Origin of the sequence: Streptomyces poriferorum (genome assembly GCF_019399235.1) — a bacterium.
Taxonomy (GTDB): domain Bacteria; phylum Actinomycetota; class Actinomycetes; order Streptomycetales; family Streptomycetaceae; genus Streptomyces; species Streptomyces poriferorum.
Map to the genome: position 1 here is coordinate 1 of NZ_JAELVH010000066.1, position 15,080 is coordinate 15,080.

Genomic DNA, 15,080 nt, shown 5'->3' on the forward strand with positions numbered 1-15,080 from the left:
CGTCACCGGTGCGGGTGACGACCTCGACGTCGTAGGGGAGGCCGGTGCGGGGCGCGATGCGGGCGTCCTCGCAGGCCCGGTCGAGCACGGCGTCCAGGTCGGCGCCGGTCAGCCGGGTGGAGACGTACCAGGCGGTGCCCTCGCCGAGGCGGTGGCGGGTGACGGCGGGCCCGCCTGCCGGGATGCCGTCGGCGTAGGACCACATCGTCTCGGCGCCGCGCGGGATCACCACGTCCGACCAGAGGTCCCCGGTCAGCTCCGGGCCCTCGGGGGCGCCCTCGGGAGGGACCAGGCGGACCGTGCCGCCCTCGGCGAGCGGGGAGAACTCCTCGACCGTCAGCCCCAGTACGTCCCTGAGCGCGCCCGGGTACGGACCGGGGTGCACGGCGTCGTGGGCGTCGACGATGCCGGAGAAGTACGAGACGACAAGGGTGCCGCCGCCCTCCACGTACCGGCGGAGATTGCGGCCGGACTCCTCGGTGGCGAGGTAGAGGGCGGGGACGACGACCAACGGGTAGCCGGACAGGTCGGCGTCGGGGTGGGCGAAGTCGACGGTGAGGTGCCGGTCGAAGAGCGAGGCGTAGAAGGCGTCGGCGCGCTCCCGGGCGTCGTGGTCCTGGCTGGGGCGCCACTCCAGGGACTGCGCCCACCAGGACTGCCAGTCCCAGACCATGGCCACGTCGGCGACGGTCCGGGTGGTGCGGATCCCGTTCAGCAGGCCGAGATCGGCGCCGAGCCGGGTGACCTCGCGCCAGATCCGGGAGTCCGTGCCGGCGTGCGGGAGCATCGCCGAGTGGAACTTCTCCGCGCCCCGCAGGGACTGGCGCCACTGGAAGAACATCGCGCCGTCGGAACCGCGGGCGACGTGGGCGAGGCTGTTGCGGGCCATCTCGCCGGGGCGCTTGGCGGGGTTGCGGGGCTGCCAGTTGACGCCGCCGGCGGAGTGCTCCAGGAGCAGCCAGGGGGCGCCGCCCGCGACCGAGCGGGTCAGGTCGGCGGCCATGGCGAGGTTGACGTGGGTGCGGCGGCCGTCGGTGATCAGGTAGTGGTCGTTGGTGACGAGGTCGACCTCGCGTCCCCAGGCCCAGTAGTCCACCGAGTCGCACTGGCTGAGGGCGGTCATGAAGTTGGTGGTGACGGGGATGCCGGGGGCGAGCCGGTGCAGGATGTCGCGCTCGGCGCAGAAGTTCTCGCGCATGGTGGCGTCGGCGAAGCGGGCGTAGTCGAGCTGCTGGGCCGGGTTGCCGACGGTGGGCGTGGTGCGGGGCGGGTCGATCTCGTCGAGGCCGTGGTAGCGCTGGCCCCAGAAGGCGGTGCCCCAGGCCGCGTTGACGGCTTCGACGTCTCCGTGACGGGCGGTGAGCCAGCGGCGGAAATGGGCGGCGCAGTTGTCGCAGTAGCAGGCACTGACCGGGACGCCGTACTCGTTGTGGACGTGCCACAGGGCGAGGGCCGGGTGGCTGCCGTACCTGCGGGCGAGCTGTTCGGTGATGTTCGCGGCGGCGGCCCGGTAGTCCGGGTTGCTGTGGCAGATCGCGCCGCGTGATCCGAAGGCGTAGCGGACGCCTTCCCGGCTGACCGGCAGGGCCTCGGGGTGGGCGAGGTAGAACCAGGCGGGCGGGGCGACGGTGGGGGTGCCGAGGTCCGCGCGGATGCCGTTGGCGTGCAGCAGGTCCAGGAGGCGGTCGAGCCAGCCGAAGTCGTAGGTGCCGGGTTCGGGCTCCAGCAGCGCCCAGGAGAAGATCCCGACGCTGACCATGGTGACGCCGGCCTCCCGCATGAGGCGCATGTCCTCCTGCCAGACCTCCTCGGGCCACTGCTCGGGGTTGTAGTCGCCGCCGAAGGCCAGCTGGTGCAGTCCCTGCGGGGCAGTCGCGCGAGGGGTGTGCGGCATGGGCGTCTCCTGGGCTCTTTGGTACAACTTCTGGGAACGTGCACACACACTCTCGGTGGCGCAGGCCCAACATAACCGCACAGCATCAACCATTGACAAGTGTCGGTTTCGTTTCTCTACTGTGAACGCTCACAGCGCACATCAGCGCTGCACCCTCGCTTCTCGTCAGGGGAGACATCCATGAAGTACCGCATCGTCGCGGCGTCCACGGCCGCCGTGCTCGCCGCCACCGCACTGCTCACGGGCTGCGGCTCGTCGGACGACGACGGCAGCGGCGACGGCCCGGCCGCCTCCGGCCCCGTATCGCTCACCTACTGGGCCTGGGCCCCCGGCCTGGACAAGGTCGCGGACATCTGGAACAAGGGCGAGGGCAAGAAGGCCGGCATCACGGTCACCGTGAAGAAGCAGGCCTCGGGCGACGACCTGGTCACCAAGATCATCACCGCGGCGAAGGCGCACAAGGCCCCCGACCTGGTGCAGGCCGAGTACCAGGCGCTCCCCACCCTGGTCTCCAACGACGTGCTGGCCGACATATCCAAGGAGGCGGGCGACGCCAAGGGGAAGTTCGCCGACGGGGTCTGGCAGCAGGCGACGCTGGGATCGGACGCCCTGTACGCGCTGCCGCAGGACTCCGGCCCGCTGATGTTCTACTACCGCCAGGACCTGTTCAAGCAGTACGGCCTGTCCGTGCCCACCACCTGGGACGAGTTCGCCGAGACCGCCCGCGCGCTGAAGAAGAAGGCGCCGGACAAGGACCTCACCACGTTCTCCTCCAACGACTCCGGCCTCTTCGCGGGCCTCGCCCAGCAGGCCGGCGCCCAGTGGTGGACCACCGGCGGCGACAAGTGGAAGGTCGCGATCGACGACCCGGCCACGCAGAAGGTCGCGGGCTTCTGGGGCGGCCTGGTCAAGGAGGGCGCCATCGACAACCAGCCGATGTACACCCCGGCGTGGAACAAGGCGCTCAACACCGGCAAGCAGATCGCCTGGGTCAGCGCGGTCTGGGCGCCCGGCACCCTGACCACCGCGGCCCCCGACACCGCGGGCAAGTGGGCCATGGCCCCGCTCCCCCAGTGGACGGCCGGCGAGAGTGTGACCGGCAGCTGGGGCGGCTCCTCCACCGCGGTCACCAACGACTCGAAGCACAAGAAGGCCGCCGCCGCCTTCGCCAAGTGGCTGAACACCGACTCGGCGGCGCTCGCCGCGCTGGTGAAGGAGAGCGGGATCTATCCCGCCGCCACGGCCGCCCAGACCGGTGGCGCGCTCGCGAAGCCGCCGGCCTACTTCGCCAACCAGCCCGGTTTCTACACCGAGGCCGCCAAGATCGCCCAGGGCACCGCCCCGGCCGCCTGGGGCCCGAACGTGAACGTCGCGTACACCGCCTTCAAGGACAACTTCGCCAAGGCCGCCAAGAGCAGGTCCGACTTCGCTCCGGCGCTGACCGCGATGCAGGACGCCACCGTCGCCGACCTGAAGAAGCAGGGCTTCGGAGTCTCCGAGTGACACGCGCACGCCGCCGGAAGCCGTACGGGGTCAAGAGCGCCCCGTACGCCTTCCTGATCCCCGCCACGGTGCTGTTCCTGCTCTTCTTCGCCCTGCCCATCGGCTACGCGCTCTATCTCAGCCTCCGCCGGACCGAGGTCAGCGGACTGGGCCTCGGCAAGGGTGCCCGCAAGGAGATCTGGGCCGGGTTCGCCAACTACACCGACGCGCTCTCCGACTCGGAACTGCTGCACGGCGCGCTGCGCATCCTCGGCTACGGCGCGATCGTCGTCCCCGTGATGCTGGGTTTGGCCCTTCTCTTCGCCCTGCTCCTGGACACCGAACGGCTCCGGCTGCGCGGCTTCACCCGGCTGGCGATCTTCCTCCCGTACGCGATCCCGGGCGTCGTCGCCGCCCTGATGTGGGGCTTCCTCTACCTGCCCGACGTCAGCCCGTTCTACTTCCTGCTGGACAAGGCGGGTCTGCCGCAGCCGGATCTACTCGACGGCGGACCGCTCTACCTGGCGCTCGCCAACATCGCGGTCTGGGGCGGCACCGGCTTCAACATGATCGTGATCTACACCTCGCTGCGGGCGATCCCCGCCGAGATCTTCGAGGCGGCCCGGCTCGACGGCTGCTCGCAGCTGCAGATCGCGCTCAGGATCAAGATCCCGATGGTGGCGCCTTCACTGGTGCTGACGTTCTTCTTCTCGATCATCGCGACACTCCAGGTCTTCAACGAGCCGACGACACTGAAGCCGCTCACCAACTCCCTCTCCACCACCTGGAGTCCGCTGATGAAGGTCTACCAGGACGCGTTCGTCAACAACGACATCTACGCGGCGGCCGCCCAGGCGGTCATCATCGCCGTCGCCACCCTGGCCCTGTCCTTCGGCTTCCTCAAGGCGGCCAACTCCCGTACGAAGCAGGGGGCCTCCCAGTGACCACGCCGCACCTGAGGCCCCTGACCGCGGCCCCCCGCCGGTTCGCCCTCGTCCCCACCGCCGCCCTGCTGACCGGCGCGCTCTACTGTCTGCTGCCCGTCGCCTGGATCCTGGTCGCCTCGACCAAGTCCGGCAGCGAGCTCTTCTCCACCTTCACCTTCCTGCCCGGCTCCGGCTTCGCGGACAACGTCGCCGACCTGTCCGCGTACCGGGACGGCGTGTACTGGAAGTGGATGGCCAACTCGGCCCTCTACGCCGGGGTGGGCGCGCTGCTGTCCACGGCGGTCTCCGCCGTCTCGGGGTACGCGCTGGCGGTGTACCGCTTCCGCGGCAGGGAGAGCATCTTCAACATCCTGCTGGCGGGCGTGCTGATGCCGCCGGTGATCCTGGCGGTGCCGCAGTACCTGCTGATGGCGAAGGCGGACCTGACCGACTCCTACCTGTCGGTGATGCTGCCGGTGATCCTCTCCCCGTACGGGGTGTACCTCGCCCGGATCTACGCGGCGGCCGCCGTGCCGGGCGATGTGATCGAGGCCGGCCGGATGGACGGCGGCGGGGAGTGGCGGATCTTCCGGACCATCGCGCTGCCGATGATGGTGCCGGGTCTGGTGACCGTCTTCCTCTTCCAGTTCGTCGCGATCTGGAACAACTTCCTGCTGCCGTACATCATGCTCGGCGACGACGAGAAGTTCCCGGTCACGCTGGGTCTTTTCACCCTGCTCCAGCAGGGTTCCAACACTCCGGCCCTCTATACGCTGGTGATCACGGGTGCGCTGCTGGCCATCGTCCCGCTGATCGCCCTGTTCCTGGTCATCCAGCGGTTCTGGAGCCTCGACCTGCTCTCCGGGGCCGTAAAGTCCTGACGGGCCCCGCCAGGACGTCACCTGACGAAAGATCATGCACCATGAGCCGCACAGAACAGACCGGTACGGGACGCCGACGGCCGCCGACGATCCATGACGTGGCGCGGGAGGCCGGGGTCTCCCGGGGCACGGTCTCCAGGGTGCTGAACGGCGGTCACAACGTCAGCCCGGCCGCGCTGGACGCGGTCAACTCCGCCATCCGCAAGACCGGTTACACGGTGAACCGGCACGCCAGGTCGCTGATCACGGGACGCTCCGACTCGGTGGCGTTCCTGCTCACCGAGCCGCAGGAGCGGTTCTTCGAGGACCCGAACTTCAACGTGCTGCTGCGCGGCTGCACGAGCGCCCTCGCGGCGCACGACATCCCGCTGCTGCTGATGATCGCGGGCACGGAGGCCGAGCGCCGCCGGAACATGCGCTACATCGCCGGCCATGTGGACGGGGTCCTGCTGGTCTCCAGCCACTCGGGCGACCCGGTCGCCGCCCAGCTGCACGAGGCGGGCGTCCCCCTGGTCGCCTGCGGGAAGCCGCTCGGGCAGAAGTCGAAGGTCAGCTACGTGGCGGCCGACGACCGGGACGGCGCCCGGGACATGGTGCGCTTCCTGTACGAGTCGGGGCGCCGCCGGATCGGTACGGTCAGCGGCCCGCTGGACACCCCGGGCGGTGTGGAGCGGCTCGCGGGCTACCGCGAGATGCTGGCCGACTGCGGACTGCCCGCCGACGACGCGCTGATCGTGCCGGGCGACTACAGCCGGGCGGGCGGCGAGGCGGCCGCCGGGCTGCTGCTGGAGCGGGCACCCGATCTGGACGCGGTGTTCGTCGCCTCGGACCTGATGGCGCAGGGTGTGCTCGCCGCTCTGGAGAAGGCCGGGCGCAGGGTGCCGCAGGACGTCGCGGTGGGCGGGTTCGACGACTCCCCCGCGGCCCTCGCCTCCCGGCCCGCGCTGACGACGATCCGTCAGCCCTGGGACCGGATCAGCGCCGAGATGGTACGGGTGCTGCTGGCGCAGATCGGCGGGGAGGACCCGGCCGCGGTGATACTGCCCACGGAGCTCGTCCGTCGCGAGTCGGCGTAACGGGGTGTCCCGGCAGCCGTGCCCCCCGCCCTCCACCCTCCCGCTCTTCCATCCGGAAGTCCTTCGAGCCGGGTTTGACTTCCCCGGTCCGCCGGTATCTTCGCCGGACCGCCTCGGATAAACATTCCAACCGCTCACCCTTTTCGGCTCTTTTCCGCCCGGCCGGCAAACCGTCACACGGAACCCGTAAGCGGAGCAGCGTTTTCCATTAACGTCCGCAAGCAGATATCCACCGCACCCGTGCCGTCTACACAAATCATGTCCGAAACCGGTCGCGAAATCGCTGCCGCATCAGCGAGTGCGCCGGTCAACGGCATCGCCCCGCAGCCTCCGCCCCACTGAGCCATGACCACCTGGCCGAAATGGAACTCACCACCCTGGCGCGTTCCCTCCGAACGCACACCGCCGATCATGGTCGTCCGACCCCGCCGGCCCGGACGTCGCTTCTGGACCGCGATACTGCGACTTGCCGGCACATGGGGTCCCCCTGGGCGGCTCCGCGCCACCCCCGCACGCTCCGCCACCGCGCGAGCCGAACGACGGGACACCCAAAGGCCTGGACCACTGGAATCGGCCGGACGTCTCTTTCCTCTCGGTTCGCTCGAAAATGATCTGCTTCGACCCGCGAGAAATAAACAATTAACGATCGCATCATTGACATATGCCTCCCAAATAACGGCTAAGTGGTGACCGGCGAAAACCATTCGCCGTCGACCTGAAAAGCGTGTGGTCGACCCGTGCATCACATGGGAGACACGCAATTGACTGTCACCGGCATATCCAGACCGGCTGCCAGACGGACAAGATCCGCCTGGACCGGGCTGACCGCCCTGGCCGGCGCCTCAGCCATCGCATTACTGGGACTCACCGCTCCGGCGGCGACCGCGACGGCTTCCGCGAGTGCTGACCCGAACACGAAACCGTCCGTGGAGGCCTCCTGCGCCGATCCCGGGCCCGGCCACGTCCGCTGCTTCGCGCTGCGCCGCACCGACGTGAGCGCCAGGAAGGGCGTCCAGCCCGACGCCGCCACCCCGGACGGGTGGGGCGCCACCGCGCTCCAGGGGGCGTACAACCTGCCGGCCGACGGCGGGGCCGGTCAGACGATCGCCATCGTCGATGCCTACGACGGCCCGACGGCCGAGGAGGACCTGGCGGTCTACCGGGCGCAGTACGGACTGCCCGCCTGCACCACGGACAACGGCTGCTTCAAGAAGGTCGACCAGCGCGGCGGCACCGACTACCCGGCGCCCAACAGCGGCTGGGCAGGCGAGATCTCGCTCGACCTGGACATGGTCTCGGCCGCCGCGCCGTACGCGAAGATCGTCCTGGTCGAAGCCGCCTCCGCCAGTTTCGAGGACATGGGCGCCGCCGTCGACCAGGCGGTCGCGCAGGGCGCCAAGTACGTCTCGAACTCCTACGGCACGGGCTACTCCAGCGTTCCGGGCAGTGGTGAGGACCCGGCGGAGACCACCGAGTTCGACGCCCACTACAACCACCCGGGCGTCGCCGTGGTCGCCTCCTCGGGCGACAGCGCGTACGGCGTGTCCTACCCCGCGGCCTCCCAGTACGTGACCTCCGTGGGCGGCACGGCCCTGGAACAGGACTCGTCCACCACCCGCGGCTGGTCCGAATCGGTCTGGTCCAACAGCTACGGCGGACCGGGCTCGGGCTGCTCGCTCTACGAGGAGCGGCCGGCCTGGCAGGAGGGCGTCAGCACCGATTGCGACAAGCGCGCGGTCTCCGACGTCGCCGCGGTCGCCGACCCGTTGACCGGTGTCTCGGTCTACCAGACCTACGGCGGGGACGGCTGGGCCGTCTACGGCGGCACCAGCGCCTCCTCACCCATCATCGCCGGCGTGTACGCGGCCGCCGGTACCCCGCCCACGGGCTCCTACCCCGCCGCCTACCCCTACGCGGCCGGCGGCAGCGGTCTGAACGACGTCGTCGACGGCACCAACGGTTCCTGCACCCCGGCCAAGCTGTGCAGTGCGGGTACGGGCTGGGACGGTCCGACCGGTCTCGGCACGCCCAACGGCGTGCAGGCCTTCCGCAGCGGGCCGCAGGGCGTGCTGAGCGGTGGCGTCACCGACACCACCACGGGCGACCCCGTCGCGGGCGCGGAAATCACCGCGGGCGACTCCCGGGCCACGTCCGGTGCGGACGGCGCCTACTCACTGACTCTTCCGCCTGGCACCTACGACCTGAAGGTCGCCGCCTACGGCTACACGACGGCCACCTTCCCCGGCGTCGAGATCACCGACGGCGGCGCGGTGACCAGGAACCTCGCGCTCACCCCGGTCCCGACCCGGACCGTGTCCGGCAAGGTCACCGACGGCTCCGGCCACGGCTGGCCGCTCTACGCGGCGATCAGCGTCGAGGGGGCGCCCGGCACGCCCGTGGAGACCGACCCGGCCACCGGCACCTATGCGGTCGACCTCCCGGCCGGCAAGTCGTACACCCTGAAGGTCACCAGCAACTACCCGGGTTACCGGAGCGCCTCCAAGGACATCACCGTGGGCGACTCGGCGGTCTCCGCCAATGTGAGCCTGCCGGTGGATGTCTGGGCGGGCACCGCGCCCGGGTACACCGCTACGGACGAGGGCGTCACCGAGCCCTTCGACTCGACCACGTCCGCCCCCGAGGGCTGGACCGTCGACAACGCCGAGGGCACCACCGGCGGATGGGAATTCGACGACCCGGGCAAGCGGACGAACACCACCGGCGGCAAGGGCGCCTTCGCCATCGTGGACAGCGACAAGGCGGGCAGCGGAAAGATCCAGGACTCCACACTGACCAGCCCGTTCTACGACTTCTCGGGCACGGAGCTGCCCGAGCTGAGCTACCGGACCAGCTACAAGCCGTACTCCGGCCAGAAGGCCGACGTCGAGGTGAGCTCGGACGGTGGCACCACCTGGTCCAAGGTCTCCTCGCACACCACCGCCGTCACCGGCTCCAAGGTCACCCTGGCGCTCACCGACCAAGCCGGCAAGTCCGACGTCCGGGTGCGGTTCCACTTCACCGGCAAGTTCAGCTGGTGGTGGCAGCTCGATGACGTGTTCATCGGTTCCCGCGGTCTGTCGGCCGTCCCCGGCGGCCTCGTGGTCGGGCAGGTCACCGATGCCAACACCGGTGCCGGCATCGCAGGTGGGACGCTCACCGGTACCGGCGACGGCGCCGTGAGCACGACCTCGGCCGCCACCCCGGACGACGCGGCGCTCGGTGACGGCTTCTTCTGGGCCTTCGCGCCGGTCGGCAAGCAGACGGTGACGGCCGCGAAGGCCAAGTACACCAGCGCCTCCAAGGCTGTGACCCTCGCCGCCGACTCGACCGTGACCAAGGACTTCTCCCTCAAGGCGGGACGTCTGAAGGTCACCCCCGCCGCGGTCACCGCCCCGGTCGCCTGGGGTGGTGCGGCCACCAGAACCGTCACGATCAAGAACACCGGTGGCGCCGACGCCACCGTCAAGCTGGAGGAGAAGAGCGGCGCCTACACACCGGCCGCTTCGGGCGCCCCGCTGATCAGCGAGAAGGGGTCCTACTCGCCCCTGTCATCGAAGAGCCGGAAGGCCGGCAGAACCGCCGGCGCCACGGCCTCTCCGGCCGAAGGCGGTGACGCCTGGCAGACGGTGGCCGACCTGCCCGAGGCCGTCATGGACAACGCGGTCGCCGTGAACGACGGCAAGGTCTACTCGGCGTTCGGCTACGACGGTACGGACGACACCAGGTCGCTGTACTCCTACGACGCGGCGGACGGCTGGACGAAGCTGGCCGACGCGGCCGACACCCGGGAGGCGCCGGCCCGCGGGTTCATCAACGGGAAGCTGTACATCGCCGGCGGCTGGGGCGCCGGCGGGGATCCGGACGCCAAGCTGGAGATCTACGACCCCGCCTCCAACACCTGGACGACCGGCGCCTCCTCGCCGGCTCCGCTGGCGGGCGCGGGCTCCGCGGTCCTGAACGGCAAGCTGTACTCCGTCGGCGGCTGCACCACCGCGTGCGGCTCCACTTCCGTGACGGTCTACAACCCCTCGGACGACTCGTGGTCCACCGCGGCGGACTACCCGGAGAACGTGGCCTGGGAATCCTGCGGCACCATCAGCGGGCTGCTGTACTGCGCCGGCGGAACCAACAGTGCCGGTGAGCTGAAGTCCGCGTACGCCTACGACCCCGCCGCCGACTCCTGGTCTGCCCTGCCGGACATGCCGGAGACCGTGTGGGCCTCGTCCTACACGGCGGCCAACGGTCTGCTGCTGGTCTCCTCCGGTGTCAGCGGCGGCGCCCTCACCAATGCGGGGTACGCCTACGACCCGGACGCCGGGACCTGGTCGTCCCTGCCCAACGCCGACGTGGCGACCTACCGCGGCGGCGGAGCCCCCGGCTTCTACAAGGTCGGCGGGGCGGACGCTCCCAGCTCCCCGTCCACCGCGGTGGAACTGCTGGCCGGCTACGACCAGGCCGGCGGCTCGGACGTCAGCTGGCTGTCGCTGGACCCCTCGGAGGTCAAACTCCACCCGGGGGACAGCGTCTCGGTCGCGGTGGCAGTGAACGCCTCGGTCGAGGAGATCACCCAGCCCGGTGAGTTCACGGCCCAGATCGGCATCTCGGCCAGCACCCCCTACCCGGTGGCAGCGGTCCCCGTCACCATGACGGTGGCCCCGCCGAACACCTGGGGCAAGATCACCGGAACGGTGCTCGGCAAGTCGGCCACCGGCGCCACGGCACCCCTCAAGGGAGCGACCGTCCAGATCGACTCATGGGCGTCCTCGTACACCCTGATCACGGACAAGGACGGCCACTACTCCCTCTGGCTGGACGCCCGTAACAACCCCCTCACCGTGATCGTCGCCAAGGACGGTTACGCCCCGACGGTGGCCACCGTCAAGGTCATCAAGAAGGGAACCGTGACCACCGACTTCACCCTGAAGAAGGCGTAGGGAACGCGGCGGGCCCACCCCCGGGCCGGGCCCGCCGCACACCGGTCTACCCGAACCGGCAGCCGGCGGTCCACGTCGGCCCGCCGGGACTTCGAGTCGGCCGGGGCCTCCGGACGGCTGACGCGTCGGGTGACGCGTCAGCCGTCCGGCGGTGATGGCGCGCGCCGCGGAACCCGTACCTTCCCTGGGCCCGTGCCGCCCGGCGTCACGCTCCCAGAACCGGGTAGTCCGTGTAACCGCGGTGGTCGCCCCCGTAGAACGTGGCGGCGTCCGGGGTGTTGAAAGGACCGCCCGCGCGCAGCCGCTCGGGCAGGTCCGGGTTGGCCAGGAACAGCACGCCGTACGAGACGATGTCGGCCACTCCCTCCTCGATCAGCGCGAGCGCCTCGGGTCCCGTCGGCCCCTCGCTCGCCGGGTTGAGGACGAGGGTGCCGTTGAACTGCTTGCGCAGGGACTCGGTCAGCTCACGGTCGCCGGCCGCCCCCTCGACGAGGTGCAGATAGGCGAGCCCGAGCGGCTCGACCGCCTGTACCAGTGCGCTGTACGTGGCCTCGGGCGCGGGCTCGTCGATGTCGTTGTACCCGTTGCCGGGCGAGAGGCGGATCGCGGTGCGGGCGGCACCGATCTCGGCGGCGACGGCGCGCACGGTCTCCAGGGCGAAGCGGATCCGGCCCTCCACGGAGCCGCCCCACGCGTCGGTGCGGAGGTTGGAGTTGGGCGCCAGGAACTGGTGGATCAGGTATCCGTTGGCGCCGTGCAGCTCCACCCCGTCGAAGCCGGCGTCCACCGCGTTGCGCGCCGCCGTCACGAAGTCGGCGATCGTCGCCCGGATCTCGGCGTCGGTCAGCTCGCGCGGGGTGACGAAGTCCTTCGGACCCTCGTGGGTGAAGACCTGCCCTGCGGCCGCGACCGCGGAGGCGCCGACGGGGACGAGCCCGTCGGGCAGCAGGACCGGGTGGCCGATGCGGCCGGTGTGCATGACCTGCGCGAATATCCTGCCGCCCCGGGCGTGCACGGCGTCGGTGACGTTGCGCCAGCCGGCGATCTGCGCGGCGCTGTGCAGTCCTGGGGTGCTCGGGTATCCCTGGCCCCCGGCCGACGGCTGGATGCCCTCGGTGATGAGGAGCCCGGCCGAGGCCCGCTGGGCGTAGTACTCCGCGGTGAGCTCACCGGGCGCCCCACCCTCGCCCGCCCGGCTGCGGGTCATCGGCGCCAGGGCGATGCGGTTGGCGAGCGGGGTGCCGGCCAGGTCGAGCGGGTCGAATGCGGTGGTCATGAGAAGCCCCCAGAAAGAGATATGTGGTCGGCCAACCAAAACTATGTGGTCGACCAAGCATCTGCGACGGGTGCCACTCTAGCGCATTACTTGGCCGACCAAGGTAAAGTTGGCGGGACGCCGCGTCCGGCGGCCGCGGAGCCGCCGCGCACCACCAGAGGAGCCCCGATGACCTCCGATCCCGCCTGTACCGAGCTGCCCAGCGCCGCACGCGGCGGTCCGGTCAGCCATGCCGTGTCGCGGGTCGCACGGCTCCACCGGATCGCGGCGGGCAAGCTGCTCAAGGGGGCGGGCCTCTACCCCGGCCAGGAGTTCCTGATGATGTACCTCTGGGACGCGGGGGCGGTCCGGCAGTCCGAGGTGATCAAGGCGGTCGACCTGGACCCGTCCACCGTCACCAAGATGCTCCAGCGCCTGGAGCAGTCCGGACACGTCCGCCGCAGCCCCGACCCGGCCGACCGCAGGGCCGTCCTGGTCGAGGCCACCGACAACAGCTGCGCACTGCTCTCCGACGTGGAACGGGCCTGGACGAGCCTTGAGGAGCACACCCTCGCGGGCCTGGACACCGGGGAGCGCAAGGAGCTGGCCAGACTGCTGGCCCGGGTCGAGGAGAACCTCTGCCGGGAGACGGCTGACTGCCCGGAGAACCGCTGATGGCCTCGGGCGGGAAACGGCCGGACCCTCCGGAGAACCGCTGACGCCCCAGGGTCAGCCCCCGAGCACGTCCAGCGCCCGGTCCACGTCGGCCTCGGTGTTGTAGAGGTGGAAGGCCGCCCGCAGATTGCCGGCCCGGTCGGACACCATCACCCCGGCGCGCTCCAGGTCCGCGGCCCGGCCACCGAGCCCGGGCGCGCCGACGACGGCCGTCGTCCCCGGCACGGGCTTGTGGCCCAGCCCTTCCAGCCCCTGCCGGAACCGGGCCGCGAGCCCGGTGGCGTGGTCGTGGAGGGCGTCGACGCCGATCTCGTTCAGCAGCGCGAGGGAGTGCTCGGCGCCGTGGTACGGGAGGAACGCGGGAGGCTCGTCGTAGCGGCGGGCGTCGGGGGCGAGCGTCCCGACCGGTTCGTACAGGCTGTTCCACGAGTCCGCGGCCGCGACCCAGCCCGCGAAGACCGGCGGCAGCGACCGCTGCGCGTCCTCGGTGACCGTGAGGAACGACGTGCCCCGCGGGCAGAGCAGGAACTTGAAGCCACCGGTGACCGTGTAGTCGTACGCCCCCGCGTCCAGCGGCAGCCAGCCCGCGGACTGAGTGGCGTCGAGCAGCGTACGGGCCCCGTGGGCGGCGGCAGCGGCCCGTACCGCGTCCAGGCCGGCGAGCCGGCCGTCGGCTGACTGCACCGAGGAGAAGGCGACGAGCGCGGTCCCGGGTCGCACCGCGTCGGCCAGCTCCGCCAGCGGTACGTAGCGCATCCGGAGGTCACCACGGACCGCGAACGGGCTGGTGACCGAGCTGAACTCGCCCTCGGGCGCCAGGACTTCGGCCCCGGCCGGCAGCGAGCAGGCGATCAGGCCCACATGGACGGCGACCGAGCTGCCGACCGCGACCCGGCCGGCGTCGACCCCGGCGAGCCGCGCGAAGCCGGCCCTGGCCCGGTCCACCGCGCCGAAGTCGCCCGCACCGGCCCTGCGACCGGTGGCGTTCTCCTCGGCGAGCGCCTTCACGGCGTCGACGGTACGACGGGGCAGCAGCCCGCAGGAGGAGGTGTTGAGGTAGGCGGTCTCCGGCGCGAACTCGGCGGCCACCGCACGGCTGAGCGAAGAGATCATCATGGGCCCAGCCTGAATCCCCCTTAACTCATAGTCAATCACCAAGAGTTAAGGGGTCCACCCAAGCGAAGCTTATGGGTGCAGCTCACAGGCTCAGACAGTGCCGCCGGCCTGCGGAACCTCGCAGGCCCCGTCGGCGTCGCATGCCGCCGCGTCTCCGCCGACCACGGTCAGCGGGCGGTCCTTCCATGCCTGCTCCAGCGCCTGGGCGAAGACCTCGGCGGGCTGGCCGCCGGAGATGCCGTAGCGCCGGTCGAGCACGAAGAACGGCACCGCGTTGGCGCCCAGTTCGGACGCCTCCCGCTCGTCGGCCCGCACCTCGTCCGCGTACGCCTCGGGATCGGCGAGCACCGCGCGCGCCTCGTCCGCGTCGAGACCGGCCTCGACGGCCAGCCCGACCAGCACCTCGTCGTCGTAGACGGAACGCTCTTCGGCGAAGTTCGCCCGGTAGGCGAGGTTCAGCAGCTCGTCCTGGCGGCCGCGGGCCTTGGCCAGGTGCAGCAGCCGGTGGATGTCGAAGGTGCTGCCGTGGTCACGGCCCTCGGCGCGGTAGCCGAGCCCTTCGGCCTGCGCGTTGGCCGCGACGTTCGCCTCCATGGAGCGCGCTTCCTCGGGGGTGCGCCCGTACTTCTGCGCCAGCATGTCGATGACCAGCGCGGTGTCGCCCTTGGCGCGCCCGGGGTCGAGCTCGAAGGAACGGTGGACCACCTCGACCTCGTCGCGGTGGGCGAACCCTGCCAGGCCCTTCTCGAACCGGGCCTTGCCGATGTAGCACCACGGGCAGGCGATGTCGCTCCAGATCTCGACGCGCATGACTCTTCTTCTCTCCAGGCTCTCGTGCGGC

The 15,080-nt window shown here is 70.8% G+C and carries 10 protein-coding genes; 6 read left to right on the forward strand and 4 right to left on the reverse strand.

All coding sequences use genetic code 11. The annotated features are described in order from the left end of the window. Positions 1 to 1,894: beta-galactosidase (locus JGS39_RS14365; RefSeq protein ID WP_219569406.1), on the reverse strand; the 1,894-nt coding region annotated here is incomplete at its 3' end. A gap of 180 nt (positions 1,895 to 2,074) precedes the next feature. Between JGS39_RS14365 and JGS39_RS14370 the strand changes: the two genes are divergently transcribed. The 5 genes from JGS39_RS14370 (at position 2,075) to JGS39_RS14390 (ending at position 11,193) form a co-directional block, all read left to right on the forward strand. After that, positions 2,075 to 3,397 (forward strand): ABC transporter substrate-binding protein, encoded by a 1,323-nt coding sequence (locus tag JGS39_RS14370; RefSeq protein WP_219569407.1) that lies wholly within the window; start codon positions 2,075 to 2,077, stop codon positions 3,395 to 3,397. Continuing rightward, positions 3,394 to 4,320, forward strand: coding sequence for a carbohydrate ABC transporter permease (locus tag JGS39_RS14375; protein ID WP_219569408.1), 927 nt, complete (start codon positions 3,394 to 3,396; stop codon positions 4,318 to 4,320). The genes JGS39_RS14370 and JGS39_RS14375 overlap by 4 nt, the downstream gene beginning before the upstream one ends. Continuing rightward, positions 4,317 to 5,183 carry a carbohydrate ABC transporter permease gene (locus JGS39_RS14380; RefSeq protein ID WP_219569409.1) on the forward strand — a complete coding sequence of 289 codons (867 nt, stop codon included), beginning with the start codon at positions 4,317 to 4,319 and terminating at the stop codon, positions 5,181 to 5,183. The genes JGS39_RS14375 and JGS39_RS14380 overlap by 4 nt, the downstream gene beginning before the upstream one ends. Positions 5,184 to 5,224: 41 nt before the next feature. Then, on the forward strand, positions 5,225 to 6,259 hold the full coding sequence (locus JGS39_RS14385) for a LacI family DNA-binding transcriptional regulator (protein ID WP_219569410.1): 1,035 nt from the start codon (positions 5,225 to 5,227) through the stop codon (positions 6,257 to 6,259). Positions 6,260 to 7,107: 848 nt separating this feature from the next. Further along, a complete protein-coding gene (locus tag JGS39_RS14390; protein ID WP_443742891.1) occupies positions 7,108 to 11,193 on the forward strand; it encodes a carboxypeptidase regulatory-like domain-containing protein in 4,086 nt (1,361 codons plus the stop codon). Positions 11,194 to 11,398: 205 nt separating this feature from the next. Here JGS39_RS14390 and JGS39_RS14395 read toward each other — a convergent pair whose 3' ends face one another. Next, the gene (locus tag JGS39_RS14395) at positions 11,399 to 12,469 is read right to left on the reverse strand and encodes an alkene reductase (protein WP_219569412.1); all 1,071 of its coding nucleotides are present in this window, start codon (positions 12,467 to 12,469) and stop codon (positions 11,399 to 11,401) included. A gap of 168 nt (positions 12,470 to 12,637) precedes the next feature. Between JGS39_RS14395 and JGS39_RS14400 the strand changes: the two genes are divergently transcribed. Beyond that, entirely contained in the window at positions 12,638 to 13,123 is a 486-nt protein-coding gene (locus JGS39_RS14400) for a MarR family winged helix-turn-helix transcriptional regulator (RefSeq protein ID WP_219569413.1), read from the forward strand. A 54-nt stretch (positions 13,124 to 13,177) separates the two neighbouring features. On the opposite strand, the gene JGS39_RS14405 is transcribed toward JGS39_RS14400, so the two are convergent. Then, the gene (locus JGS39_RS14405; RefSeq protein WP_219569414.1) at positions 13,178 to 14,239 is read right to left on the reverse strand and encodes an aminotransferase class V-fold PLP-dependent enzyme; all 1,062 of its coding nucleotides are present in this window, start codon (positions 14,237 to 14,239) and stop codon (positions 13,178 to 13,180) included. Positions 14,240 to 14,329: 90 nt separating this feature from the next. Next, complete coding sequence (locus JGS39_RS14410) at positions 14,330 to 15,049, reverse strand: DsbA family oxidoreductase (protein ID WP_219569415.1); 720 nt, start codon at positions 15,047 to 15,049, stop codon at positions 14,330 to 14,332. Positions 15,050 to 15,080: the final 31 nt, after the last annotated feature.